This is a genomic window from Burkholderia sp. Bp9004 (genome assembly GCF_003858025.1).
Taxonomy (GTDB): domain Bacteria; phylum Pseudomonadota; class Gammaproteobacteria; order Burkholderiales; family Burkholderiaceae; genus Burkholderia; species Burkholderia diffusa.
Map to the genome: position 1 here is coordinate 1 of NZ_QTQD01000019.1, position 22,541 is coordinate 22,541.

Consider the following 22,541-nt stretch of genomic DNA (forward strand, 5'->3'; position numbering starts at 1 on the left):
TCTGGCGGTTGCTCGGTGCCGTGCTCGGCGAGCCGGGGCTGCACGAGCTTGTGTACGACGCGCGGCTCGAGCGCGTGCTTTCGCACGGCATCGGCATCTGGGACGTGCTGGCCGCGTGCCATCGCGAAGGCAGTCTCGATTCGGCGATCCGGCATGCGAAGCCGAACGACTTCGACTCATTGCGTGAGCATGCGCCGTTGCTGAAGAAGGTCTGCTTCAACGGCAAGACGGCGGGGCGGTTTGCTGAAGTGATCGGCGCAGCCGGTTACGAAACGCTCGTTCTGCCGTCTTCGAGCCCGGCAAATGCTTCGCTTTCGTTCGAGCAAAAGCTGCTGCGTTGGCGCGAAGTCGAATCCTGATTGCATGGATGGTCTCCGGGTGTCGAATCAGCCCAAACCTCAACCAGTTTTCGATGCGCTGCGCGAACATGCGCCATTGCTGAAGCGTGAAGCTAGACGCGTTCGACGCGTACCTCGACCGAGTCCTTGGGGACGGTCAGCCGCGTGCGGTCGAGCAGGGCATCCGCGGGAGCGGTGCCGTCCGGGTTCAACGGCCTCACTTTGTTGAACACCACGGAAAAACACTCCGGCGTGACGGTGGCCGACGCATAGCCCTGTGCGTCGTGGTCGGCGTAGCGCAGGTCGGGGTTGTTCGTCATCAGGAAGGTGTCGAGTTTGGCCGGAGTGGCGGCCAGCGACGCAAGCGGCGTGCCGCCCCATGCGGCTTTCAGGTAGGAATAGAAGGACGCGCTGCTGATGCCTGCGCAAACGAAATCGACGGCCACGGGCGTACCTTTTTCCGGGTCGGGGTCGTCCCGCACGACGCCACACTGAAACGCGTGCAGGTCCCCGCTGATCGCGACGACGTTGCGGATCCCCTGCTCGTTCAAGTATGAGAGCAGTTCGTGTTTGTGCGCCGGATAGCCGTCCCATGCGTCGCAATCGACCACGAGGCGTGCTGCCGGTGTCTTTGGCGCGCCTGGCATCACGGCCCACAGACGGTTCAACATCACCTCGTTGCCCCACACCTTCCAGGTCGCAGGCGAACCCTTTAGCGTGGCTTTCCACCATTGCGTCTGCTCCGCGCCAAGCATCGACGGCGCGCGACCGAGCTGCTCGGTATCCCGCGCCTCGAAGCGCTGCAGCACATTCTGGTTGACGAAGTAGCGCGAGCCGGCCGCGTCATCGCCTTTGACCGGGTCGTGCCCGTGTGTGCGCGCGACAGCCGCCTCGCTGACGACATGGTCGTCGCGATACAGCCGCTCGTCCGTCATCACGAGATGCATCAGCATGCCGAAGCGAAATTCGCGATAGATACGAATGTTGGTGTACGACGGATTGTCCGGTTCGAAGCGCACGTCGCTCCAGTCCACCGGCATGTACTCCGCCCACGCGCGACTGGCGTTGCGGCGACGCTGCGTCTCCTGCCTCTCTTCGTTGGTGTAGACCTGATGATCCTGCCAGCAGTCGTCGGAGAACTCGTGGTCGTCCCATATCGCGATCATCGGCAGGCGCCGGTGCAGCGTCTGCAAGCGAGGGTCGGCACGATAGGTGCGGTAGAGCGTTCGATAGTCTTCGAGCGTATCGGCGTACACGCGGCCATCGGCGAGAGGCTTTCCGTCAGGCAGGCGCAGCGGAGGATGCGCCGCCTCGACCGCGCCGGGTCTTGAGGCCCCGACCGTTTCATAGATGTAATCGCCCACATGCACGACGAAATCGAGATCGCTTTCGGCTGCCAGCAGGCTCATGGCTTGCCAGTGATTGATGCTCCAGTCCTGGCAGGTGAGCCATGCGAAGCGAACGCGGTCGTTGGCCTCGTGGGCATCCGGAGCCGTGCGCGCGACGCCGGTGGCGCTCACGTCGGCGCCGGCGACGAACCGGTAGTGGTACGTGATATTCGGTGAGAGCGCCGTTACCTTCGCGCGCACGGTGAAGTCATAGGTGGCGCGTGCCGTCAACGGTACGCTGGCGACGAGAGCCGCGAAATCCGGCCGCGTCGATACTTCGAGCCGTAACCGTACCGTGTCCGCGACGCCTTTTGCGCGGTGCCGCGCGTCCTCGGAGACCGGCACGCATCGCGTCCAGAACACGACGGAGCGATCGCGCGGATCGCCGCTGGCGACGCCCTGCGGGAACCGATACCGGCCTTTGCGCACGGTGCTGGCAGACGGGGCCGACCGCGGAACGCCAAGCGTACCGGTGGCTGCCGCAACCGTGAAAAAGGTCGACGACTTGAGGAAATGGCGGCGATCCATCGATCCTCCCGATCGACATACCGTGGATGCCAGGAGAGGCGCGTCGCGATGCGGCAGTATGCGATTGCGTCTCTCGCTCTGCAATCCTGCCTCCCGCCACCGGGCACGAGCGGGGGGAATGGTCGATTTACGACACTACCTCGAAGATCTGCTCGTGAAAAGTCGTTAGCCATTCCGTTTCGATGCCGTGGGCCTCGCAGCGATTGATCTGATGTCAAATCGACCCAAACCGCAACCAGCTCTGGCGGTTGCTCGGTGCCGTGCTCGGCGAGCCGGGGCTGCACGAGCTTGTGTACGACGCGCGGCTCGAGCGCGTGCTTTCGCACGGCATCGGCATCTGGGACGTCCTCGATGCGTGCCATCGGCAAGGCAGTCTCGATTCTGCGATCCGGAATGCGAATCCGCACGAACGTCACGCGCTTGCCGACCAGCATCGCCGCGACTTCGTCATGGCTCAGCCAATGGCGGGCCATGTTCGCCATGACGATGGTCAGCGGCTTGCTGATGCCGTGCCGTCGAACGCCTGTTGATCGGACGATTCGGCGGATATCGTCGCGCCGATCACTCGTCGTCGCCCCATCGCCACCGGGGCTTCTCGCCCTTGAGCAGGCACACTGCAATCAGCAGCGCGACCCACACCACGACGCAGGTGCCGTATGCAAGCGGCGAGCGTTGCGGCGGCACGAGCCACGCGGTGGCGAGGATCCCGATCGCGAACAGCAGCAACACGACCCATCCCTGCCATGCGACCGGCAACCCCCAGCCCCATCCGTAGCGCTTTGCCGGAAACCAGATCCTTTTGCCGTTCGAGTTCATGCGTCCTCCCTGGATCACCGAGTGCAGCGTAGCGCCAACCGGATTCGAAGTCATGCAGGGCATGCGGCACGGCCACCATCCCCCGCCAATGCTATCCTCTCGTCCGCCAAAACCAGCTTCACCCAGCGAGATTCACACATGACCCGACTGATCAAGCGCGCGTCCGCCGAGGCGCGCGCGTTCAAGCAACGCAAGCCGGCCGCCTACAACGGCTCCGAAAAGCTTCAGCCGCCGCGCGTGAAGCGCCGTCCGGAGATCGACGAACACGACGACGTGCCCGTCCTCGAGGCGCCGCGCAAGCCGCGCTTCGCACCCGTCACGTTCTCCGAAGAGCGCGGCGTGCGCTTCCTGCACTTCGGTACCGAATGGGTGCAGGGTGCGATGCGGATCTCGAAGCCGCTGCACATCGAGCTCGAATACGCGCAGCAGATGATGGCGTGGCTGCTGTTCCTCGAAACGCCCGAGCGGATCGTCCAACTCGGGCTCGGCACCGGCGCGCTCACCAAGTTCTCGCACCGCTTCCTGCCGCACGCGAAGGTCGAGGCCGTCGAACTGAACCCGGCCGTGATCGTCGCGGCGCGCACGATGTTCGCGCTGCCGCCCGATGACGCACGCCTCGTCGTGCATGAAGCCGATGCATGGGATTTCGTCAACGATCCGGCCAACCGCGGCACGACGGGCGCATTGCAGATCGACCTGTACGACGCGACCGCCCGCGGCCCGGTGCTCGACAGCGTGGCGTTCTACCGTGCGGTGCGCGGCTGCCTCGCCGACGCGGGCGTCGCGACGATCAACCTGTTCGGCGACCATCCGAGCTTCGTGCGCAACATGAAGCATCTGAACGCGGCGTTCGACCATCGCGTGATCGCGCTGCCGGAAGTGCACGACGGCAACCGGATCGCGATCGCGTTCTCGGGCCCCGCGCTCGACGTGTCGTTCGCGCAGCTGGAAGCCCGCGCGAAGCTGATCGAGGACACGCTGAAGCTCCCCGCGCGCAAGTGGGTGAAAGCTTTGAAAGAAACGACCGGCGCACGCGAATCCTCGTTCGCGATCTGACGCTCATGCACCGGTCGCATGCCGGTGCAACCGCTTGACTGGGGGGCGGATCACCTCGGGTTCGCCCCTGCTTGACCGCTCGCTCGCGGCTCCTATACTGGCGCGAAGCCAGGGGAGCCGCAGCTTACCCGTTTTGCCCCTCCTCTCGCCGCCGTACCCGCTTGACAAGATCGATAACCGGGAAAGATGAGGAGACGTCATGGCTCACGATGCCGACGCCAATCGGGCCGCCAAGCGCTGGCTCTGGCTGCTGGTGCTGCCGCTGATCGCGATGGTCTGGGTGCCTTCGTACAGCAAGATCGAACCGCAATGGTTGGGTTTTCCGTTTTTCTACTGGTACCAGTTGCTGTGGGTGTTCATTAGCGCGGTGATCACCGCGTTCGTGTATTTCAAGACCAAGCACGCATGGAAGGCAGGCGGCACGCAGGGAGGTGCGCGATGAATCTCGGCGCGACCTTCGTCTTCGTACTCCTGTTCATCGGTGTCACCATACTCGGTTTTCTCGCCGCGAACTGGCGGCGCGGCGATCTCGCCCACCTCGACGAATGGGGGCTCGGCGGCCGCCGCTTCGGTACGATCGTCACGTGGTTCCTGCTCGGCGGCGACCTCTACACGGCCTACACGTTCGTCGCGGTGCCCGCGCTCGTGTTCGGCGCCGGCGCGATGGGCTTCTTCGCGTTGCCGTACACGATCCTGATCTACCCGTTCGCGTTCGTCGTGTTTCCGAAGCTGTGGAGCATCGCGAAGCGGCACGGCTACGTGACGGCCGCCGACTTCGTCAACGCGCGTTACGGCAGCCGGATGCTCGCGCTCGCGATCGCGGTGACGGGCATCCTCGCGACGATGCCGTACATCGCGCTGCAGCTCGTCGGCATCGAAGTCGTGATCGGCGCGCTGGGTTTCGACACGACCGGCTTCGTCGGCGACCTGCCGCTCATCATCGCGTTCGCGATTCTCGCCGCATACACCTACACGTCGGGGCTGCGCGCGCCCGCGATGATCGCGATCGTGAAGGACATCCTGATCTACATCACGATCGCGGCGGCGGTCATCGTCATCCCCGCGAAGCTCGGCGGCTTCAGCCACATCTTCGCGTCGGTGCCGCCGGCGAAGCTGCTGCTGAAAGCGCCCGATGCGACGAGCCTGAACGGCTACAGCGCGTATGCGACGCTCGCGATCGGCTCCGCGCTCGCGCTGTTCCTGTATCCGCACTCGGTCACGGCGATCCTGTCGTCGGCGTCGGGCAACTCGATCCGCCGCAACATGGCGATGCTGCCCGCGTACTCGTTCGTGCTCGGCCTGCTCGCGCTGCTCGGCTACATGGCGCTCGCGGCGGGCGTGAAGGACATGCCGCAGTACGCGCCGTACTTCAAGGCGTTCGGCCCGAACTTCGCGGTGCCCGCGCTGTTCCTCGAGTATTTCCCGTCGTGGTTCGTCGGCGTCGCGTTCGCGGCGATCGGCATCGGCGCGCTGGTGCCGGCGGCGATCATGTCGATCGCGGCCGCGAACCTGTACACGCGCAACATCCACCGCGAGTTCGTGAACCGCAACATGACGCACGATCAGGAGACGCACGTCGCGAAACTCGTGTCGCTGATCGTGAAGGTCGGCGCGGTCGCGTTCATCCTCGGGCTGCCGTTGACGTACGCGATCCAGTTGCAGCTGCTCGGTGGGATCTGGATCATCCAGACGCTGCCGGCGATCGTGCTCGGCCTGTACACGCGCGTGCTCGACCATCGCGGCCTGCTGGCCGGCTGGGCGGCAGGCATCGTGTGCGGCACGTGGATGGCGATTTCGCTGAAGCTGGCCAGCTCGATCTTCACGATCCACCTGTTCGGTCTCGCGATTCCCGGCTACGCGGCCGTGTGGTCGCTGGTCGTGAACCTGGTGGTGTCGGTGGCGGTGAGCGTGCTGGTGCGCATGATGGGCATGGCGCACGCGGAGGACCGCACGCGGCCGGAGGATTACCTCGACGTCGCCGAGGGCTGAACGCCTCCCGGCTGTTGCAGTTTCGACACGGCGCCCGCGACGCAAATCGCGGGCGTTTTGCATGGTCCGCCGTGAACGCCCCGTGCGGCCGTGCTTCCGTTTCCGTTGATCTCCAAGCGATTCTAGAATAGTCGCGCCGCGGCGAAAATCGGTGGAAGACCGATTGGAAGCTGCGCTTCCCGTTTGCCAGTATTGCGTCCCGCCCGGCCACGCCGGGTGATTCGATCTCGACACGATTCGACTACATGAGGGATGCAATGATGAAGATTGGGTTGCTGGTGCTTGGCCTGTGGTGCGCCGCGCTTGCCGGTTGCGTGAACGCGTACTACCGGTGAGGCGAACGATGAGAGTCCTGTTGATGTGGGTGCTCGTCGCCCCGATCCTGCTCGCCGGCTGCGCGAACATGTATTACCGGTGATGGTGGGCCCGATGAAAACGATCTTGCCGGCCGCGCTGCTGTGCGCGATGCTCGCCGGCTGCATTTCAGTCTACGGTCCAGGACAGCGGTACGCGGCGCGCGATGCGCCGCCGCAGCGGCAGGATACGTCCGACGGCGCGCACGGCGCCGACGATGCGTCGGGCATCGTAATCGGCAATCGCAAGTATGACGAAGTATGGACGGCCGTCGCGCAGTTCTACGCGGACCACAAGCTTGCCGTGCGCGTCAGCGATCGCGACGCGGGGCTCCTGGCCGCCGCCTATGCCGATTATCCGAACGCAGCGAATTTCCTGGATTGCTCCGAGCTGAAGCAGACGTCGAACGTGACACACACGCTGAAGGTCGTGACGCGCATCGACGACGCCACGCAAGGCGTGGCCGTGTCGATCGACGTCGCGGGCACGGCCAGCGTGGTCGCGGCCGGCAAGCAGAAGAGCGCGCGCGTCGCGTGCCACTCGAACGGCACGCTGGAGCGGGCGCTGGCGGAGGCGCTGCGCAAGTAGCGAGGCCGCCCGGATCACGGCGCTTGCGCGGCGGTCCGGGCGGCGCGCGTGCGTTACTGCCCCGCGCGTTTCGCGAGATCCTCGCGTTGCGAGAGATCTTCGACGTTGACCATCCAGTGCACGCCGAAACGATCCTTCGCCATGCCGAAGCCGAGCGCCCAGAACGTCTTGCCGAACGGCATCGTCACTTCGCCGCCGTCGGCGAGCGCATTGAACAGCTTCTGGCCTTCCTCGACCGTCGCCGGGTTCAGCGACAGCGAATAACCCGAATGCGTGCCGCCCGGCTGGCTGCAGTCGCCGTCCGAGCACATGATCATCGAGTCGCCGATCGTGAAGCTCGCATGCATCACCTTGTCGCTCATCTCCGGCGACATCGGGTAGTCGGGATTCGGCGGCGCGTCCTTGAAGTGCATCTTGAACATCGTCTTCGCGCCGAGCGCCTTTTCGTAGAACTGAAGGGCCTCTTCCGCGCGGCCGTAGAACGTCAGATACGGTTGGACCTGCATCGTTGTCTCCTGTTGGCCGGGCCGGCGTGTCGGTGCCGGCCCGGGTACTTCCAAGATTGACCGGGAAGAGCACGCCGGGATGCGGCCGGCGCACTCGTGACGTGGATTGTAGTGCGCGCGCTTGACGATGGAATGAAAAATAAAAACGGCCGCGAACACGGAGTTCGCGGCCGTTCGTCACGCTTGCTGACGGCTGTTGTCAGGCTTGCTGACAGTTCAACTGACAACCGTCACGTGCAGCGCGGTTCAGCGCAGTGCATCGATCAGCTTCTCGAGCTTCACCGCGTCGGCGGCGAACACGCGGATGCCCTCGGCCAGTTTTTCCGTTGCCATCGCTTCGTCGTTCAACTGGAAGCGGAACGATGCCTCGTCGATGGCGACGCGCTCGGTCGGCTTGTCCTGCAGCGCGTCCGGCGACAGCTTGCGTGCCACCGTATCGTTGCTTTCCTGCAGCTTCTGCAGCAAATCGGGGCTGATCGTCAGCAGGTCGCAGCCCGCGAGCTCGGTGATCTGGCTCGTCGTGCGGAAGCTCGCGCCCATCACTTCGGTGTTGTAGCCGAACGTCTTGTAGTACGTGTAGATGCCTCGCACCGACTGCACGCCCGGATCGTTCGCACCGCCGTTCTTCGCTTCATCCCAGTCGGCCCCGGCCTGCTTCTTGTACCAGTCGTAGATGCGGCCGACGAACGGCGAGATCAGTTGCGCGCCGGCTTCCGCGCATGCGGCGGCCTGGACGAGCGAGAAAAGCAGGGTCATGTTGCACTTGATCCCTTCCTTCTGCAGCACCTCGGCCGCGCGAATGCCTTCCCACGTCGACGCGAGCTTGATCAGGATGCGCTCGCGGCCGATGCCGGCGGCTTCGTAAAGCTTGATGAGTTCGCGACCCTTGTCGATCGAGCGCTGCGTGTCGAACGACAGGCGCGCATCGACCTCGGTCGACACGCGGCCCGGGATCAGCTTCAGGATCTCGGTGCCGAATGCGATCAGCAGGCGGTCGATGATGAAATCGGTGCTTTCGTTGCGATGATCGCGGACGGTTTTCTCGAGGATCGGCTTGTACGCGTCCTTCTGGACGGCCTTCAGGATCAGCGACGGGTTCGTGGTCGCGTCCTGCGGCTTGTATTGCGCAAGCTGCTGGAAATCGCCCGTGTCGGCGACGACGGTCGTATATTGCTTCAGCTGGTCGAGTGCGGTAGTCATGGCGATTCGGGAGGAGGGCGCAAGGCGCCGGGGTTCTCACGGGCCGCGCGAGCGCGGCAGCGAAGCGAGGCGGCGCCCGGGCGCCACCTCCGATCCGCTATTTTAGGCCCGAATCGCGTCGTGCACGTTTCGGCGTGCCGTTTGCGGTGCGGGGCCGCGCCATGCGGCGCTACGCGGGGCGCCGCGCGTTCAGGATCACCTGCGTGACGATCCCCGCGACGAGCCCCCAGAACGCCGAGCCGATCGACAGCAGCGTGAGGCCCGACGCGGTGACCATGAACGTGACGAGCGCGGCTTCGCGCTGCTTCACGTCCTGCATCGCATTTGCGAGCCCGCTCATGATCGAGCCGAACAGCGCGAGCGCGGCGACCGACACGACGAGCGCCTTCGGCAGCGCCGCGAACAGCGCGGCGATCGTCGCGCCGAAGATCCCGGCGACCAGGTAGAACGTGCCGCACCACACGGCGGCCGTGTAGCGCTTCGCGTGATCCTCGTGCGCTTCGGGGCCGGTGCAGATCGCGGCGGTGATCGCCGCGAGGTTCACGCCGTGCGAGCCGAACGGCGCGAGCAGCAGCGATGCGAGACCCGTGGTCGCGATGAGGGGCGACGACGGCGTCGAATAACCGTCCGCGCGCAGCACGGCGATGCCGGGCACGTTCTGCGATGCCATCGCGACGACGAACAGCGGAATGCCGATGCTGACGATCGATGCGATCGAGAACGCGGGCATCGTGAACACGGGCTGCGCGAGCGCGATGTGGAAGCGGCTGAAGTCGAGCAGGCCGAGGCCGCCGGCCACCGCAGTGCCGACGATCAGCGTCGTGACGATCGCGTAGCGCGGCGCGAGTCGCTTGACGATCAGGGAGGTGAAGAACATCGCGAGCACGAGCGCGGTCTGGAACTGCGCGGCGCGGAAGATCTCGATGCCGATCTCGAACAGGATGCCCGCGAGCAAGGCGGCCGCGATGCCGGCCGGAATGCGCCGCATCAGCGTGTCGAACAGCCCGCTCACGCCGACCGCGGTCAGCAGCAGCGCGCACACGACGAACGCGCCGATGGCCTCGGGGTACGGCACGCCGGGCAGCGACGCGATCAGCAGCGCGGCGCCGGGCGTCGACCATGCGACCACGACAGGCGCGCGAAAGCGCAGCGACAGGCCGATCGTCGTCAGCGCCATGCCGATCGACAGCGCCCAGATCCACGACGAGATTTGCGCGTCGGTCAGGTGCGCGGCGCGGCCGGCCTGAAACATCAGCACGAGCGAGCTCGTGTAGCCCGTCATCATCGCGACGAAGCCGGCGACGAGCGCGGAGACGGACGTGTCGGTGAAAAAGCGGCGGCCGCCGGCGCGGCCAGCGCTCGCGGTGGGCGAAGGGTTCATGCTATCTCCGGGGAGAGGCCGCTCTGACGCGGCCTTCGTGTCTGCAGGGCGGGTTCGTTATTTGCTGAGTGCGCGCATCGCGGTTTCGAGGCCCGCGAGCGTGAGCGGATACATGCGCTGGCCGAGCAGGTCGCGGATCACCGCGACCGATTGCCGGTACTCCCATAGCCGCTCGGGCTCGGGGTTCAGCCAGGCATGGTGGGGGAACTGGTCCGCGAGGCGGCGCAGCCAGACGGCGCCTGCTTCCGGGTTGTTGTATTCGACCGAGCCGCCGGGCTGCAGCACCTCATACGGGCTCATCGTCGCGTCGCCGACGAAGATCAGCTTGTAGTCGGGCGTGAACTTGTGCAGCACGTCCCACGTCGCGGTGCGCTCCGAGTGACGACGGCGGTTGTTCTTCCACAGGTGGTCGTACACGCAGTTGTGGAAGTAGTAGAACTCCAGGTGCTTGAATTCGGCCTTCGCGGCCGAGAACAGCTCTTCGGTGCGCCTGATATGGTCGTCCATCGAGCCGCCGACGTCGAGCAGCATCAGCACCTTCACGTTGTTGTGACGCTCGGGCACCATCCGCAAGTCGAGCCAGCCGGCGTTCGCGGCCGTGCTGCGGATCGTGCCGGGCAGGTCGAGCTCCTCGGCCGCGCCTTCGCGCGCGAAGCGGCGCAGGCGCCGCAACGCGACCTTGATGTTGCGCGTGCCGATTTCGACCGAATCGTCGTAGTCGCGGTACGCGCGCGCCTCCCACACCTTGACGGCGGTGCGGTTGCCGTTCGACGGGCCGCCGATGCGCACGCCTTCCGGGTTGTAGCCGCCGTGCCCGAACGGCGACGTGCCGCCGGTGCCGATCCACTTGTTGCCGCCTTCGTGGCGTTCCTTCTGCTCGTCGAGCAGTTCCTTCAGGCGCTCCATCAGCTTGTCGAGCCCGCCCATCGCTTCGATCTGCGCCTTTTCCTCCGGCGACAGCTCGCGCTCGAGGCGCTTCTCGAGCCAGTCGAGCGGGATGTCGAACGCTTCGGACGGCAGCACGGACACGCCATGGAAATACGCGCCGAACGCCTGGTCGAACTTGTCGAAGTACTGCTCGTCCTTGACGAGCGTCATCCGTGCGAGGAAGTAGAACGCGTCGATCGACGGCGAGATCAGGCCAGCCTTCAGCGATTCGAGCAGCGTCAGGTATTCCTTCACCGAGACGGGCAGCTTGGCTGCGCGCAGCGCGTAGAAGAAATTGAGCAGCATGGCCGGGCCTTCGCGGGTGGGTTACCGGTTGTGCCGGTTCATGTAGACGAGCCGCTCGAGCAGGCTCAGATCCTGCTCGTTCTTCAGCAGCGCGCCCGCGAGCGGCGGCACGATCTGCTTCGCGTCGGCGCCGCGCAGCGCGTCGGCCGGGATGTTCTCGGCGAGCAGCAGCTTGAGCCAGTCGAGGAGTTCGGACGTCGACGGCTTCTTCTTCAGCCCCGACACGCCGCGCAATTCGAAGAAACTTTGCAGCGCCGCCTGCAGCAATTCTTCGCGGATGTTCGGAAAGTGGACCGCGACGATCTGCTGCATCGTCGACGGATCGGGAAACTGGATGTAGTGGAAGAAGCAGCGGCGCAGGAACGCGTCGGGCAGTTCCTTCTCGTTGTTCGACGTGATGATCACGAGCGGGCGGTGCTTCGCGCGTACCGTCTCGCGCGTCTCGTACACGTGGAATTCCATCCGGTCGAGCTCGCGGAGCAGGTCGTTCGGGAATTCGATGTCGGCCTTGTCGATCTCGTCGATCAGCAGCACGCTCGGGTGCTCGGCGTCGAACGCCTGCCACAGCACGCCCTTGACGATGTAGTTCGAGATGTCCTTCACGCGTTCGTCGCCGAGCTGCGAGTCGCGCAGCCGCGATACCGCGTCGTATTCGTACAGGCCCTGCTGCGCCTTCGTCGTCGACTTGATGTGCCACTGCAACAGCGGCATGTCGAGCGCGGCCGCCACTTCCTCGGCGAGCATGGTCTTGCCGGTGCCGGGCTCGCCCTTGATCAGCAGCGGGCGTTGCAGCGTCAGCGCGGCGTTGACCGCGAGCTTCAGGTCGTCGGTGGCGACGTAGTGCGAGGATCCTTCGAAACGCATGGCGGCGCTCTTTCCTGGTCGCAAAAAAACCCAGTATAAGTCAGAAGGGCTGTCCGGTTGGCCCGGGGCCGCGTATCGTTGCGGGGTTGCGGCGGGGCCGGACTGGGGCGCCATATGGACGCGTTCCCCGCCGACGCGGTACAATCTGGCCGTTTTTTTTGGCCTGCGTGGCGATCCGATAAGCAAAACGGCGCGGGCCGTTGCCGCTTCGGCGCCAGTTTCCCCTCAAGCTAGGTTACAAGAGCTATGAACAAATTCGTCGGCAAACACGTCGTTGTCGCAGCGCTCGTGGCGCTCGCGGGCAGCGCGCAGGCGGCCGGTGTGGTCGGCAACCCGAAGGACGGGGCGAGCAAGGCCGCCATGTGCATCGGTTGCCACGGCATCCAGGATTACCGCGCGGCGTACCCGGAGGTCTACCGGGTGCCGGTCCTCGGCGGCCAGAACCAGCAATACCTCGAGAACGCGCTGAAGGCCTACCGCAAGAAGGATCGCCACTTCCCGTCGATGAATGCGATCGCCGGTTCGCTGACGGACCAGGACATCGCGGATCTGGCGGCTTACTACGCCGCCCAGAAGGCCGACACGAAGGACAATCCCTACAAGTAAAGCGCGCGCCGCCGATCTGACCGGCGGGACAGGAGCATTCATGAATAACGCATTCAAGACGGCGGCGGTTGCACTGGCGGCCGGCCTCGCGATCGGTACCGCGCATGCGGCGGACACCACGAAGGGCAAGGAGCTGGTCGAGTCGCACAATTGCGCGGCCTGCCACGGCGCGCAGCTGAACAAGCCGATCAACGCAGAGTATCCGCGCCTCGCCGGCCAGCACGCCGACTACCTCGTGTGGGCGATGCGCCAGTACCAGATGGGGCTGACGAACCCGCTGCTCGGTCGCAATAACGCGATCATGCAGGCGCAGGTGCAGAACCTGTCGGTCAGCGACATGAAGGACATCGCGGCCTACATCGAGTCGCTGAAAGAGACCGATCTCGTCTTCAAGAAGTAAGCGCATCGGACCTTCCCGGTCCGTGCAGCCAGAGTACCCCGCCGCGGCGGGGTATTTTTTTGTCCGCGGCGCTCAGTCGCGCGACGCGCGGCGCAGGATGCGCTGCAGGTACGCGTCCGTATCGGGCGGCGTGCCGGTGCGCTGCGCTTCCCAGATCGTCTCGCCGAGGCATTCCATGATCATGTGCTGCGCCTCGTGGGTCGAATCGAGCTTCGCGGCCAGCTTGTCGTGCGCGGCGCGGATGCCGGGCGGCTGGTCGATCGACAACTGCTCGCTGATCGCGAGGTGCATCGACAGGTGCAGGAACGGGTTCGTGCGGCCTTCCTCGGGCGTGTAGTTGCGCGCGGCGGCGCCGTCGGCGTCCGCGAGGTCGTCGTGGTATTCGGGATGCTCGACGATCCAGTCGGCTGCCATCGCTTCCAGCGGCGTCAGGATCTCGCCGGCGCGCTGCTTGCGCCAGGTCTCGGTGAAAAAGCGACGGACTTCGTCGCGACTCGGATTGAACATGGTGGGGATGCGTCGTGATTCGGGCGGCGTCATGCCGCGTCGCGCATTGTACGCCGGGTCGGCGCACGGCGCTGGCGGCGGGCGGCGCGCGGGCGGGGCGCCCGCCGTGGCATAGCGCGGGCGACGTCAACTGGAGTCGGCCAGCGCGGGCCGCGGCGCGGCGCAACGGGTAAGCGCGGGCTAGGCTGCCGGCCACCGGGCCGTTAAACTCCGACGATTCCCGTCGTCGCGCTCACACCGTTCCGTCATGTCCGCCACCGTCCGCTCATCGTCCGCCGCGCTGCAGGGCGCGCTCTATGTCGCGCTGTCCGCCGCCGCATTCGGCGCGATGGCGATCTTCGGTCGTTATGCGTATGCGGCCGGCGTCGACGTGCTCGGGCTGCTCATCGTGCGCTTCGCGATCGGCGGCGCGGTCCTTGCCGCGATCGCCCGGCACCGCCGCGTCGCATGGCCGCGCGGCCGCGCACTCATACCGCTCGTGGCGATGGGCGCGCTCGGCTACGTCGGGCAGTCGTTTTGCTATTTCAGCGCGCTCCAGCATGCGCAGGCGAGCCTCGTCGCGCTGCTGCTGTACCTGTATCCGGCCTCCGTCACGCTGTTGGCCGCGTGGTGGCTCGGCGAGCGCCTCACGCGCGCGAAGGCGGTCGCGCTCGTGCTCTGTGTCGCGGGCTCGGCGCTGATGGTCGGCGGCGGCCACGGCGAGCCGCTCGGCATCGCGCTCGCACTGGCCGCCGCGGTGATCTATTCGCTGTACATCGTCGGCGGCACGAAGGCGACGCGCGGCGTCGATCCGCTCGCGACCACCGCGATCATCTGCCTGTCGGCGACCGCGACGCTCGTCGTGATCGCGATCGTGCGGACCACGGCGTTCGGCGCGCCGCCGCGCTGGCCGGAGACGGCCGCCGGCTGGGCGTCGATGCTCGCGATCGCGCTGGTGTCGACGGTCGCGGCGATGCTCGCATTCTTCGCCGGGCTCGAGCGGCTGGGGGCCGCGCGCACGTCGATGCTGTCGACGCTCGAACCGGTCGTGACGGTCGCGCTTGCGGCGCTGCTGTTCGGCGAGGCGCTGTCGCCGTTGCAGTGGGTCGGCGGCGTCGCGATCCTCGCGGCCGTGCTGGCGCTCGTGCGTGCGGGCGGCGCGGCGGCCGACGACGCGACGGCGACGTCCAACGCATAAGCAGGGAAACGGGGAAAGTCGTGGGGGCCGCAACGGCGCTCGCGGGTCGTGCCGCGCGCCGCGCACGGCTCGGGCGGCCGCGTGCTGCGCGTCAGCCGCGGCCGGCGGTCACTCGTTCGGCGGTGGTGTCTTCGGCCGGAATTCGCACAGCGGCTCGATCGCGCAGTGCCAGCATTCGGGCTTGCGGGCCTTGCACACGTAGCGACCGTGCAGAATCAGCCAGTGATGTGCGTCCTGCAGGAATTCCTTCGGCGTGAACTTCTCGAGCGCGGCCTCGACGGCCCGCACGTCCTTGCCCGGCGCGAGCCCCGTGCGGTTCGCGACGCGGAAGATATGCGTGTCGACCGCGATCGTCGGCTGGCCGAACGCGGTGTTCAGCACGACGTTCGCGGTCTTGCGGCCGACGCCCGGCAGGCTCTCGAGCGCGTCGCGATCGGCCGGCACTTCGCCGTCGTAGCGCTCGAGCAGGATGTTGCACGTCGCGATCACGTTCTTCGCCTTGGTGCGGTAGAGGCCGATCGTCTTGATGTAGTCGGCGACGCCTTCTTCACCGAGCGCGACGATTTGTCGCGGGGTGTTCGCGACCGGGAACATCTTGCGCATCGCCTTGTTGACCGACACGTCGGTTGCCTGCGCGGACAGCATCACCGCGATCAGCAACTCGAACGGCGTCGTGTATTCGAGCTCGGTCGTCGGATGCGGATTGAGGCTCTGCAGCGTTTCGTAGATCGCGCGTCGTTTGGAGGCGTTCATGGACGGTTCTTGCCGGGCGGCGCGGTCGGGCCGTTCCGGTCGTCGTTGTTCGGATCGTCGTGGTCGTCACGGGTGTCCGCAGCCTCGGTGTCGCGCTGCGCCTGCTGTTCGGCGAGCCGCTTGCGGCGGGCTTCGGCCGCGTCGATCTGCGCCTGCACGGCCGCGCTCACGCCTTCGGTGTTCTTCGGTCCGGCACCTCGTTCGGACAGTTCTTCCTTCTTCTTGCGTGCGCGTTCGAGCGCGGCGGCGATGATCGCGCGTTTCCTGGCGTCGGCATCGTCGGCCGGGGCGGCGCCCGGTGCGCCAGGCGGTGCCGCGGCCGGCGCAGCCTTGGCCGCACCGGCACCGGCACTGGCCGCGCGGCGGGCGGCGGCACGCGCTTCGGCGGCCTCCCGTTCGCGACGCTGGCGGGCGAGCCGGCGGTCGTGGCGTTCGCGCGCGGCGTCCGCCTGTTCCTGCGACCACGCGTCCCAGCCGGTGCGCTCGTCGGTCACGGGGACCATCGCGATGCAGTCGACCGGGCAGGGCGGCACGCACAGGTCGCAGCCGGTGCACAGCGATTCGACGATCGTGTGCATCTGTTTCGGTGCGCCGACGATCGCGTCGACCGGGCATGCCTGCATGCACAGCGTGCAGCCGATGCACAGGCTTTCGTCGATGAACGCGACAGCGCGTGGATGCTCGGTGCCGTTGACGGGGTTCAGCGGGATCACGGGCTTGCCGAGCAGGCTCGCGAGGCGTGCGATGCCTTCGGCGCCGCCGGGCGGGCACTGGTTGTAGTTCGCGTTGCCGGCGGCGATCGCGTCCGCGTACGGACGGCAGCCGTCATAGCCGCACTTCGTGCATTGCGTCTGGGGAAGCAGATCTTCGATGCGATCTGCGAGGGTCTTGGAATCGGTCACGGTGACAACGGGCGCAGCAGCGCCGAATGGCTCTCGGCCGCGTCTGGCGCGGCCGGAAAGGTTTGCCAAACCTCGATTATCGCCGATTTCCCGCATTGCGCTGGACGCTGTCTGTGCGCATAATCGAACCGCTTTTTTGCAGGGGCTCAGCAGGAGGGCGGCCGCACGCGGTGCGCTCGTTCCAGGGCAGCCGGCGCCGAGGCGGTGGGGGTGCCGGTCCGGATCACGCGGCTCACATAGCAAAACGCCACCATGAATCAGCCAAAAATCAAAAGAGATCCTGAAGGTACCCGCCGCCGCATCCTGATGGCGGCAGCCGAAGAGTTCGCGAGTGGAGGGCTGTTCGGCGCGCGCGTCGACCAGATCGCGCGCCGGGCCGAAACCAACGAGCGCATGCTCTATTACTATTTCGGCAGCAAGGAGCAGTTGTTTACGGCCGTGCTCGAACACGCGTTCTCCGCGCTGACCGAGGCCGAGCGCGTGCTCGATCTCGACGGCGTCGCGCCCGTCGAGGCCGTGACGAGGCTCGCGCATTTCGTGTGGGATTACTACCGCGATCATCCGGAGCTGCTGCGGCTCATCAACAATGAGAACCTGCACGAAGCGCGCTACCTGCACAAGTCGACGCGAATCCGCGAGATGATGTCGCCGATCGTCGCGAAGCTCGGCAACGTGCTGATGCGCGGCCAGAAGGCCGGGCTGTTCCGCAGCGACGTCGATCCGCTGCGCTTCTACGTGACGCTGTCGGGGCTCGGCTACTACATCGTGTCGAACCGTTTCACGTTGGCCGCGACACTCGGCCGCGACTTCAGCGAAGCCGACGAGCGTGCGGAGATGGTCAGGATGAACACCGAGGTGCTGCTCGCGTACCTGTTGCGACGCTGAGCCCGCGCGCCGATGAGCGGCTCACCGTTGGCCGCCGGATAAAAAAACGCCGCCGTGCGCAAGCAACGGCGGCGTTTTTGCGTCGGAACGCGGCGCGTCAGGCGGCCTTGCGCGCGCGAACGGTTTTGGCGCGTGTGCCGCCCGCGCGTTTCGCGGCCGGTGCGGCCTTCGCGGTTGCCGTCTTGGCGGGCGCAACCGTCACGGCCGGCGCCTTCGCGCGCGCGCGCTTCGGGGCGGTCGCGCGCACCGTCACCTCGGGTTGCGGCTTGCCGGCCGGCACGGCGGTGAGCGTCGTCGCTGCCGGTGCTTCGGCGGGCACCTTGGTCGCGCCGTTCTTTGGTTCCGGCGCATGCTCGCGGATGAAATCGCGCAGCTGCGGGTAAATGATCGTGCGCCAGCGGCGGCCCGAGAAGATCCCGTAGTGACCGCACTTCTCGGCGGTCAGGCTGCGGCGATCGTCCTGCGGGATGCCCGTGCACAGCTCGTGCGCGACGTGCGTCTGGCCGCTGCCCGAGATGTCGTCGAGTTCGCCCTCGATCGTCATCAGCGCGGTGTGCTTGATGTCCTGCGGACGCACGCGCTCGCCTTCGACATCCCACGTGCCTTCCGCGAGCCGGAATTCCTGGAACACGACGCGGATCGTCTCGAGGTAATACTCGGCCGCCATGTCGAGCACCGCGTTGTACTCGTCGTAGAAGCGGCGGTGTGCCTCGGCGTCATCCTCGTCGCCGCGCAGCAGGCTCTGGTAGAAGTCCCAGTGCGACTGCGCGTGACGTTCCGGATTCATCGCGACGAAGCCCGTGTGCTGCAGGAAGCCCGGGTACACCTGGCGGCCTTCGCCCGGATAGTTCGCGGGCACCGTGTGGATCACGTTGTTCTCGAACCACGCGGTCGAGTGCTGCGTCGCGAGCGAATTGACCGACGTCGGGCTGCGGCGCGCGTCGATCGGGCCGCCCATCATCGTCATCGTGAGCGGCGTGTCCTCGCCGCGGCTCGCCATCAGCGAGATTGCCGCGAGCACCGGCACGGTCGGCTGGCACACGGAAATCACGTGCAGGTTGCGCGCGCCGATGTGGCGGATGAATTCCTGGATGTACGCGATGTAGTCGTGCAGGTGGAACGGGCCGACCTCGACCGGCACCATCCGCGCGTCGATCCAGTCGGTGATGTACACCTTGTGATCCTGCAGCAGCGTGCGCACGGTGTCGCGCAGCAGCGTCGAGTGGTGGCCCGACAACGGCGCGCAGACCAGCACGACCGGCTCGTCCTTCAACTGCGTGACGGCATCGGCGTCGTCCGAATAGCGTTTGAAGCGCAGCAGCCGGCAGAACGGCTTCTCGACGATCGTCTGCTCAACGATCGGGATGTTGTGGCCGTCCTTGACGATCTGATGAATGTTGAATTCGGGCTTCTCGTAATCCTTGCCGAGCCGGTACATGAGCTCGTACGCGGCGGCCATCCGCGTCGCGCCGGGCATCAGCGAGAACGGGCTGGACGGATTGGCGAACGATTTGGATGCGGCCTGGGCCCAGGCCGTGAGCGGGCTCAACATCGCCCGCTGGAATTCGTGCAGTTGGTAAAGCATGCAGACTACTCCCGCGTGGGGGACGGTGCGCAAGGGCGGCGTGGGGCGTCGCGGCGTGCCGTGTGGGTCGGCGACCGGCCATGTTGCAGTGCGGCCGGACAATCGAATCGATCATATCGGACAACGATGGGTGGTGCAATGCAACATTTCCCCGATTTTTCATCAAACTGTTGCGAATTGACGATCTCTGAAGAAGCCGTTCCGCCCCCGGTCAGCGCCCGGTCGCCACGGCCGGCGCGGGCTGGCCGGCCGCGCGCGCCATGGCGTCCTCGTGGTGCATCAGGTTCATCGCGGTGTGCACCAGCGCAACGTGCGAGAACGCCTGCGGGAAGTTGCCGACGAGCCGGCCCTCGACCGGGTCGTATTCCTCGGCGAGCAGCCCGAGGTCGTTGGACAGCGCGAGCAGCCGGCTGAAGAGCCGGTGCGCGTCGTCGATCCGGCCGAGCAGCGCGTAGTTGTCGACCAGCCAGAAACTGCACGCGAGAAACGTGCCTTCGCCGGGCGGCAGGCCGTCGTCGTACTCCGTCGTTCGGTAGCGCATCACGAGGCCGTCGTGCAGCAATTCCCGCTCGATCGCGTCGACCGTGCCGACGATGCGCGGGTCCTCCGGCGGCAGGAAGCCGAGCAGAGGCATCAGCAGCACGCTCGCGTCGAGCTCGTCGCTGCCATAGCTCTGCGTAAACGCCCGTTTGCCTTCGTGCCATGCGTTGTCGCAGACATCGGCGTGGATCCGGTCGCGCAGCGCGCGCCAGCGGTCGAGCGACGCGGGCAGCCGGAACATCTCCGCCGACTTGATCGCACGGTCGAACGCGACCCACGCCATCACCTTCGAGAACGTGAAATGGCGGCGGCCGCCGCGCGTTTCCCAGATGCCCTCGTCGGGCTCCTGCCAGATCTTCTCGAGATGATCGAGCAGCGAACACTGGACGGACCACACCGTGTCGTCGGCCTGCAGGCCGCCCACGCGCGCGAGGTGCAGCGCGGCCATCACTTCGCCGAACACGTCGAGCTGGAGCTGGTTCGCCGCGCCGTTGCCGACGCGCACCGGTTTCGAGTCCTGGTAGCCGGGCAGCCAGTCGAGCTCGATTTCCGGCAGCCGGCGCTCACCCGCGATCCCGTACATGATCTGGATTTGCTCGGGCGAGCCGGCCATCACGCGGCCGAGCCACGTGCGCCAGGCGCGCGCCTCGTCGTAGTAGCCGCCGCGCATCAGCGCGAGCAGCGTGATCGTCGCGTCGCGCAGCCAGCAGTAGCGGTAGTCCCAGTTGCGGTTGCCGCCGATCTTCTCCGGCAGCGACGTGGTGGGCGCCGCGACGATCCCGCCGGTCGGCTCGTACGCGAGCGCCTTCAGCGTGATCAGCGAGCGGCGCACGGCGGCCGCGTAGCGACCCTGCACCTGGCAGCGGCCCGACCATTCGAGCCAGTAGTTCTCGGTGCGGGCGAGCATCGACAGCGGATCGCGCGCGGGCGGCAACCGCAGGTGCGACGCCGCGTAGCTGAGCGAAAACGGCACGCGTTCGTCGGCGCTCACCGTGAATTCCGCGAGCGTATGGAGGTTCTTGCCCGTGAGCGGCACGGGCGTGCGCAGCACGACGGTATCGGGGCCGGCGATCGCCTTCATGCCGTCCTCGCGCGTCAGCTGCGTGACCCACGGGACGGAGAAACCGTAGTCGAAGCGCAACACCAGTTCCATGCGCATCTTCATCGTGCCGTGGCGGCCGACGACGATCCGCACCAGTTCGGACCAGCCGTTGCCGGGCGGCATGAAGTCGATCACGGTGACGGCGCCGTCGGCGCTTTCGTAGTCGGTTTCGAGGATCAGCGTATCGCCGCGATAGCGGCGCGTCGTGTGCGTGATCGCGGCGTCGCCGGCCGGCGCGAGCAGCCAGCGGCCGTGCTCGGGCGTGCCGACCAGCGCCGCGAAACAGGCGCCCGAATCGAAGCGGGGCCAGCACAGCCAGTCGACGGAGCCGTCTTTCGAGATCAGCGCGGCGGTGTGGCCGTCGCCGACGAGGGCGTAGTCTTCGATCAGGGCGGGCATGGGCAAGCGGTCCTTGGATATTCGAGTTCACTATGCAGGCTGCGGCGCCCGGGCTTCACGCGCCGGCGTCGCGCCCCGTATACTCGGCTCGGCGGCGGAGCGCATGAACGGCCGGCGTTTCGTCCTATCTCAACACTTGAAGCGACTCGATGCAAGGAGGATTCAATGCCCAGCCGTTTACGCGAGCGTGACGCACGCGCTTCGACACGAGGGTTCCCGCTTAGGCTCGCTCACTGGATGAAAGGTTTCGCGATCGTGCTGTCCTTGTCCGCAACCCAGGCATTCGCTCAACAATCGCCGGCGCCGGCCGACGGCGTCTACAACCTGCTGGTGGGCACCTATACGGGGCACGGCAGCGACGGGATCTACGTATACCGCTTCGATACGAAAACGGGCAGCGTCTCGCCCGTGTCGTCGGCGAAGACCGTGAACCCGTCGTACCTGTTGCCTAGCCGCGACGGTCGCACCGTCTACGCGGTCAATGAACTGCCCGGCGACAACGGGCCGGCCACGCAGCGCGGCGGCATCAGCGCGTTCAGCTTCGATCCGAAGACAGGCGCCCTCACGTTCGTCGACCGCGTGTCGTCGGAAGGGAACGATCCCTGCTATCTCGCGCTGTCGCCGGACGGCAAGTACCTCGTCACGGCCAACTACTCGGTCGCGGCCGATCCGGGCGGCAGTTTCGCCGTATTCCCGGTCCGCGACGGCGGTGCGGTCGGCCCGGCCGTGCTGACGGTGCATCATGAAGGCACGGGGCCCGTGAAGGGGCGCCAGGACGGCGCGCACGTGCACTCGACGGTGTTCTCGCCCGACGGCCGTTACCTGTTCGTGCAGGATCTCGGCGCGGACAAGATCTACGGCTACCGCTACACGGTGGACGGCAGCCGCGGGCTGATCAGCCCGACCGACACGCGCTACACGCCGGTGAAGGCCGGCTCGGGCCCGCGTCACATGGTGTTCAGTGACGACGGCCGGTTCGCGTACGTGACGAGCGAGCTCAACGCAGCGGTCGAGGTGTTCGGCTACCACGACGGCAAGCTCACGCCGGTCGAGACGCTGCCGATGACGGTGCCGGGCTTCAAGGGCAAGGTCGGCGGCGGTGCGATCCACCTGTCGCCGGACGGCCGCTTCCTGTACGCGAGCAACCGGGGCGACGTGAACGACATCGTGATCTACGCGGTGAACAAGGCCGACGGCCGGCTGAAGACCGTCGGCCGCCAGTCGAGCCTCGGCAAGACGCCGCGCGAATTCCTGATCGATCCGACCGGCAAGTGGCTGATCGTCGGCAACCAGGACAGCGACACGTTCTACGTATTCAGTCGCGACGTCGAAACGGGGCAGCTCGGCCCGAATCCGCAGAAGGTGGCGGTCGGCAGCCCGGTCGACTTCAAGCTGGTGCCGGTGGCGCAATAAATGCAGAAAGGGCGCTGCCTCGGCAGCGCCC

General features: G+C 66.5%; 22 protein-coding genes and 1 pseudogene. 11 read left to right on the forward strand and 12 right to left on the reverse strand.

From position 1 onward, the window contains the following. Positions 1-359: DNA-deoxyinosine glycosylase (locus DIE08_RS20605; protein ID WP_124903315.1), on the forward strand; the 359-nt coding region annotated here is incomplete at its 5' end. A gap of 92 nt (positions 360-451) precedes the next feature. On the opposite strand, the gene DIE08_RS20610 is transcribed toward DIE08_RS20605, so the two are convergent. Next, complete coding sequence (locus DIE08_RS20610; RefSeq protein WP_124903317.1) at positions 452-2,254, reverse strand: alkaline phosphatase; 1,803 nt, start codon at positions 2,252-2,254, stop codon at positions 452-454. A 230-nt stretch (positions 2,255-2,484) separates the two neighbouring features. Here DIE08_RS20610 and DIE08_RS20615 point away from each other — a divergent pair. Further along, positions 2,485-2,682, forward strand: a pseudogene (locus DIE08_RS20615) (DNA-deoxyinosine glycosylase); the annotation flags it as partial. A 133-nt stretch (positions 2,683-2,815) separates the two neighbouring features. On the opposite strand, the gene DIE08_RS20620 reads toward DIE08_RS20615, so the two are convergent. Further along, a complete protein-coding gene (locus DIE08_RS20620) occupies positions 2,816-3,070 on the reverse strand; it encodes a hypothetical protein (protein ID WP_124626901.1) in 255 nt (84 codons plus the stop codon). A gap of 138 nt (positions 3,071-3,208) precedes the next feature. On the opposite strand from DIE08_RS20620, the gene DIE08_RS20625 reads away from it, so the two are divergent. From DIE08_RS20625 to DIE08_RS20640, 4 genes are all read left to right on the forward strand, one after another. Further along, complete coding sequence (locus tag DIE08_RS20625) at positions 3,209-4,126, forward strand: hypothetical protein (RefSeq protein WP_059600359.1); 918 nt, start codon at positions 3,209-3,211, stop codon at positions 4,124-4,126. A gap of 199 nt (positions 4,127-4,325) precedes the next feature. Continuing rightward, on the forward strand, positions 4,326-4,568 hold the full coding sequence (locus DIE08_RS20630; protein WP_059600360.1) for a DUF3311 domain-containing protein: 243 nt from the start codon (positions 4,326-4,328) through the stop codon (positions 4,566-4,568). Continuing rightward, positions 4,565-6,115 carry a monocarboxylate uptake permease MctP gene (gene mctP, locus DIE08_RS20635; protein ID WP_059600361.1) on the forward strand — a complete coding sequence of 517 codons (1,551 nt, stop codon included), beginning with the start codon at positions 4,565-4,567 and terminating at the stop codon, positions 6,113-6,115. The genes DIE08_RS20630 and mctP overlap by 4 nt, the downstream gene beginning before the upstream one ends. Positions 6,116-6,544: 429 nt before the next feature. Continuing rightward, entirely contained in the window at positions 6,545-7,057 is a 513-nt protein-coding gene (locus DIE08_RS20640; protein ID WP_124903319.1) for a hypothetical protein, read from the forward strand. 53 nt (positions 7,058-7,110) lie between these two features. Here DIE08_RS20640 and DIE08_RS20645 read toward each other — a convergent pair whose 3' ends face one another. The 5 genes from DIE08_RS20645 to DIE08_RS20665 form a co-directional block, all read right to left on the reverse strand. Further along, positions 7,111-7,563 carry a VOC family protein gene (locus DIE08_RS20645; protein WP_059527353.1) on the reverse strand — a complete coding sequence of 151 codons (453 nt, stop codon included), beginning with the start codon at positions 7,561-7,563 and terminating at the stop codon, positions 7,111-7,113. A 246-nt stretch (positions 7,564-7,809) separates the two neighbouring features. Next, positions 7,810-8,763 carry a transaldolase gene (tal, locus tag DIE08_RS20650; protein ID WP_124903321.1) on the reverse strand — a complete coding sequence of 318 codons (954 nt, stop codon included), beginning with the start codon at positions 8,761-8,763 and terminating at the stop codon, positions 7,810-7,812. Positions 8,764-8,932: 169 nt separating this feature from the next. After that, entirely contained in the window at positions 8,933-10,144 is a 1,212-nt protein-coding gene (locus DIE08_RS20655; RefSeq protein ID WP_124903323.1) for a benzoate/H(+) symporter BenE family transporter, read from the reverse strand. A 57-nt stretch (positions 10,145-10,201) separates the two neighbouring features. Then, positions 10,202-11,377: a VWA domain-containing protein gene (locus DIE08_RS20660; RefSeq protein ID WP_124903325.1), complete on the reverse strand. Its 1,176-nt coding sequence runs from the start codon at positions 11,375-11,377 to the stop codon at positions 10,202-10,204. Between the two features lie 21 nt (positions 11,378-11,398). Next, on the reverse strand, positions 11,399-12,241 hold the full coding sequence (locus tag DIE08_RS20665) for a MoxR family ATPase (RefSeq protein ID WP_124903327.1): 843 nt from the start codon (positions 12,239-12,241) through the stop codon (positions 11,399-11,401). Positions 12,242-12,487: 246 nt separating this feature from the next. On the opposite strand from DIE08_RS20665, the gene DIE08_RS20670 reads away from it, so the two are divergent. Together DIE08_RS20670 and DIE08_RS20675 are read left to right on the forward strand one after the other, a co-directional pair. Further along, positions 12,488-12,847: a cytochrome c gene (locus DIE08_RS20670; protein ID WP_011885616.1), complete on the forward strand. Its 360-nt coding sequence runs from the start codon at positions 12,488-12,490 to the stop codon at positions 12,845-12,847. Between the two features lie 40 nt (positions 12,848-12,887). Continuing rightward, positions 12,888-13,247 carry a cytochrome c gene (locus DIE08_RS20675; RefSeq protein WP_011885615.1) on the forward strand — a complete coding sequence of 120 codons (360 nt, stop codon included), beginning with the start codon at positions 12,888-12,890 and terminating at the stop codon, positions 13,245-13,247. A 72-nt stretch (positions 13,248-13,319) separates the two neighbouring features. On the opposite strand, the gene DIE08_RS20680 is transcribed toward DIE08_RS20675, so the two are convergent. Then, positions 13,320-13,787, reverse strand: a complete 468-nt coding sequence (locus DIE08_RS20680) for a DUF1841 family protein (RefSeq protein WP_409360402.1) — start codon at positions 13,785-13,787, stop codon at positions 13,320-13,322. A gap of 214 nt (positions 13,788-14,001) precedes the next feature. On the opposite strand from DIE08_RS20680, the gene DIE08_RS20685 reads away from it, so the two are divergent. Next, on the forward strand, positions 14,002-14,931 hold the full coding sequence (locus DIE08_RS20685; protein ID WP_124903329.1) for a DMT family transporter: 930 nt from the start codon (positions 14,002-14,004) through the stop codon (positions 14,929-14,931). 108 nt (positions 14,932-15,039) lie between these two features. On the opposite strand, the gene nth is transcribed toward DIE08_RS20685, so the two are convergent. Beyond that, complete coding sequence (nth, locus tag DIE08_RS20690) at positions 15,040-15,684, reverse strand: endonuclease III (RefSeq protein WP_124903331.1); 645 nt, start codon at positions 15,682-15,684, stop codon at positions 15,040-15,042. Next, entirely contained in the window at positions 15,681-16,682 is a 1,002-nt protein-coding gene (rsxB, locus tag DIE08_RS20695) for an electron transport complex subunit RsxB (protein ID WP_124903333.1), read from the reverse strand. Before rsxB ends, nth begins: the two co-directional genes overlap by 4 nt. A 156-nt stretch (positions 16,683-16,838) precedes the next feature. Between rsxB and DIE08_RS20700 the strand changes: the two genes are divergently transcribed. Next, positions 16,839-17,471: a TetR family transcriptional regulator gene (locus DIE08_RS20700; RefSeq protein ID WP_041490613.1), complete on the forward strand. Its 633-nt coding sequence runs from the start codon at positions 16,839-16,841 to the stop codon at positions 17,469-17,471. 97 nt (positions 17,472-17,568) lie between these two features. Here DIE08_RS20700 and DIE08_RS20705 read toward each other — a convergent pair whose 3' ends face one another. Both DIE08_RS20705 and DIE08_RS20715 read right to left on the reverse strand, forming a co-directional pair. Next, positions 17,569-19,056 (reverse strand): polyhydroxyalkanoate depolymerase, encoded by a 1,488-nt coding sequence (locus DIE08_RS20705; RefSeq protein ID WP_059600371.1) that lies wholly within the window; start codon positions 19,054-19,056, stop codon positions 17,569-17,571. A 211-nt stretch (positions 19,057-19,267) separates the two neighbouring features. Further along, positions 19,268-21,097 (reverse strand): glycoside hydrolase family 15 protein, encoded by a 1,830-nt coding sequence (locus tag DIE08_RS20715; RefSeq protein ID WP_124903335.1) that lies wholly within the window; start codon positions 21,095-21,097, stop codon positions 19,268-19,270. A gap of 165 nt (positions 21,098-21,262) precedes the next feature. Between DIE08_RS20715 and DIE08_RS20725 the strand changes: the two genes are divergently transcribed. Then, complete coding sequence (locus tag DIE08_RS20725; protein WP_124903337.1) at positions 21,263-22,510, forward strand: lactonase family protein; 1,248 nt, start codon at positions 21,263-21,265, stop codon at positions 22,508-22,510. The last annotated feature ends 31 nt before the right edge of the window (positions 22,511-22,541 follow it).

What these genes read in the sequence shown, in the direction of transcription:
- DIE08_RS20610 (WP_124903317.1), bottom strand. Translation starts at nt 2,254, where the DNA reads ATGGATCGCCGCCATTTCCTCAAGTCGTCGACCTTTTTCACGGTTGCG.
- DIE08_RS20620 (WP_124626901.1), bottom strand. Translation starts at nt 3,070, where the DNA reads ATGAACTCGAACGGCAAAAGGATCTGGTTTCCGGCAAAGCGCTACGGA.
- DIE08_RS20625 (WP_059600359.1), top strand. Translation starts at nt 3,209, where the DNA reads ATGACCCGACTGATCAAGCGCGCGTCCGCCGAGGCGCGCGCGTTCAAG.
- DIE08_RS20630 (WP_059600360.1), top strand. Translation starts at nt 4,326, where the DNA reads ATGGCTCACGATGCCGACGCCAATCGGGCCGCCAAGCGCTGGCTCTGG.
- mctP (WP_059600361.1), top strand. Translation starts at nt 4,565, where the DNA reads ATGAATCTCGGCGCGACCTTCGTCTTCGTACTCCTGTTCATCGGTGTC.
- DIE08_RS20640 (WP_124903319.1), top strand. Translation starts at nt 6,545, where the DNA reads ATGAAAACGATCTTGCCGGCCGCGCTGCTGTGCGCGATGCTCGCCGGC.
- DIE08_RS20645 (WP_059527353.1), bottom strand. Translation starts at nt 7,563, where the DNA reads ATGCAGGTCCAACCGTATCTGACGTTCTACGGCCGCGCGGAAGAGGCC.
- tal (WP_124903321.1), bottom strand. Translation starts at nt 8,763, where the DNA reads ATGACTACCGCACTCGACCAGCTGAAGCAATATACGACCGTCGTCGCC.
- DIE08_RS20655 (WP_124903323.1), bottom strand. Translation starts at nt 10,144, where the DNA reads ATGAACCCTTCGCCCACCGCGAGCGCTGGCCGCGCCGGCGGCCGCCGC.
- DIE08_RS20660 (WP_124903325.1), bottom strand. Translation starts at nt 11,377, where the DNA reads ATGCTGCTCAATTTCTTCTACGCGCTGCGCGCAGCCAAGCTGCCCGTC.
- DIE08_RS20665 (WP_124903327.1), bottom strand. Translation starts at nt 12,241, where the DNA reads ATGCGTTTCGAAGGATCCTCGCACTACGTCGCCACCGACGACCTGAAG.
- DIE08_RS20670 (WP_011885616.1), top strand. Translation starts at nt 12,488, where the DNA reads ATGAACAAATTCGTCGGCAAACACGTCGTTGTCGCAGCGCTCGTGGCG.
- DIE08_RS20675 (WP_011885615.1), top strand. Translation starts at nt 12,888, where the DNA reads ATGAATAACGCATTCAAGACGGCGGCGGTTGCACTGGCGGCCGGCCTC.
- DIE08_RS20680 (WP_409360402.1), bottom strand. Translation starts at nt 13,787, where the DNA reads ATGACGCCGCCCGAATCACGACGCATCCCCACCATGTTCAATCCGAGT.
- DIE08_RS20685 (WP_124903329.1), top strand. Translation starts at nt 14,002, where the DNA reads ATGTCCGCCACCGTCCGCTCATCGTCCGCCGCGCTGCAGGGCGCGCTC.
- nth (WP_124903331.1), bottom strand. Translation starts at nt 15,684, where the DNA reads ATGAACGCCTCCAAACGACGCGCGATCTACGAAACGCTGCAGAGCCTC.
- rsxB (WP_124903333.1), bottom strand. Translation starts at nt 16,682, where the DNA reads ATGCGGGAAATCGGCGATAATCGAGGTTTGGCAAACCTTTCCGGCCGC.
- DIE08_RS20700 (WP_041490613.1), top strand. Translation starts at nt 16,839, where the DNA reads ATGAATCAGCCAAAAATCAAAAGAGATCCTGAAGGTACCCGCCGCCGC.
- DIE08_RS20705 (WP_059600371.1), bottom strand. Translation starts at nt 19,056, where the DNA reads ATGCTTTACCAACTGCACGAATTCCAGCGGGCGATGTTGAGCCCGCTC.
- DIE08_RS20715 (WP_124903335.1), bottom strand. Translation starts at nt 21,097, where the DNA reads ATGCCCGCCCTGATCGAAGACTACGCCCTCGTCGGCGACGGCCACACC.
- DIE08_RS20725 (WP_124903337.1), top strand. Translation starts at nt 21,263, where the DNA reads ATGCCCAGCCGTTTACGCGAGCGTGACGCACGCGCTTCGACACGAGGG.